Origin of the sequence: Pedobacter sp. (assembly GCF_045628745.1) — a bacterium.
Taxonomy (GTDB): Bacteria; Bacteroidota; Bacteroidia; order Sphingobacteriales; family Sphingobacteriaceae; genus Pedobacter.
In genome coordinates this window covers 1-1,540 of the sequence record NZ_JAZQPU010000312.1, presented here as the reverse complement: position 1 = coordinate 1,540, position 1,540 = coordinate 1, and the positions used below count along the sequence as shown (strand labels likewise).

The 1,540-nt window shown below is 41.7% G+C and carries 1 protein-coding gene; it reads right to left on the bottom strand.

The annotated features are described in order from the left end of the window. A partial coding sequence (locus ACR2F7_RS11430) for a SusC/RagA family TonB-linked outer membrane protein (RefSeq protein WP_432713693.1) occupies window positions 1–1,540 on the bottom strand: 1,540 nt, incomplete at both ends.

Below are 1,540 nucleotides of genomic sequence, written 5' to 3'. Positions count from 1 at the left end.
TAAATTGGTATAGTAAGGATCTGACTGATCTGTTCTGGTTAAACCAAACTGATCGCCCTCAGAGGTTTGCTCTTCATGACCTAACAATAAATCAAATGAATGTTTACCAAAAGTTTTAGCCAACAAAGCTGTATTGGTCCATACGGAAACCTCTCTTTTTGCAGAAATTCCTGTAGCACGACCATTAGTGCTGGAAGCTTCATTACTGCGGGGATCAAAATAACGGTTGGTTCTGCTGTACATGTTATTGATGCCATAAACCGTTCTTAAGGTTAACCATGAAAAAGGATTTACATCGGCAAAAACATTCGACTGTACGTAATTATTGGCGGTATTGTCGTCATTGGCACTCAAGGTAAGCGCAGGATTGGTATAGCCCAATCTGGCTGTAGAGGTTAAGTGGCCAGCATTATCCATTATCCCCACATTGGGGCCTATGATATTAAAAGAGCCATCTCTATTATAGGGGCCAACAATAGGTGCTGTAATAAAACCAAGTCTATAGGCAACAGAGTTTGACGATACAGAGCTGGCACCAGTGCCGGTAGATAAAATGGCCGTGGTGATATCGTTGCTGTAATTGGTTTTAGAGCCTACTTTTAACCAGTTGTTTACTTTATGCTCAATGTTATAACTTACAGATTTACGGTTATAATCGTTACCCTGCAAGATTCCTTCCTTGTCGGTATAACCCAGGGAGAAATAATATTTAGTGGCATCGTTGGCACCAGACAAGCTTACATTATGGTTTTGCGACTGCCCCGTTTGGAAGATATAATCATACCAGCGGGTATCGATTACGTTACCATCTTTGTCTAAGGAGGTACCATAATAATTGGTTACTGCATTATAAGTTCTTGCGTTAACGAGTCCTTCATTTTTAATTTCTAAATACTGCGCTGTGTTTAACACTTCGGCAAGCCTTGCTGCCTTGCTGCTGCCATAATAGGCATTATAAGAAAACTTAGCTTTTCCTTTTTTACCAGATTTTGTGGTAATGAAAACCACTCCATTGGCAGCCCTGCTCCCGTAAATACTGGTTGCAGCAGCATCTTTAGCGATATCGATGCTCTCAATGTCATTGGTATTGATGGAAGAAAGCGGGTTATTGGCGGCGTTACTGCCTACATTGACATCTTCTGTAAACATAGGTACCCCATCTACCACAACCAACGGGTAAGAACTTAAAGACAAGGAGTTTGTTCCACGGTTTCTGAAAGTAGGCGCCTGGTTAACTACACCATCATTCGCCGTCATGTTAACCCCTGTGGCACGGCCATTTAAGGCACTTTCAAAACTTGCCACTGGCTTATCTGCCAAGGCGCTTCCTTTAACATTGGAAATACTACCTGTTACCTCAGATTTTTTCTGTGTGCCATAACCAATTACAATCACTTCATTTAGATCAGATTTGTCTGGCGATAAAGTCACTGAAATATTCGGTCCTGCTTTTACTTCTTTAGGCGTATAGCCTACATAAGAGATGACTAATATGGCATCAGGCTCCACGCCTGCAATTGCAAAACGACCATTCGCATCG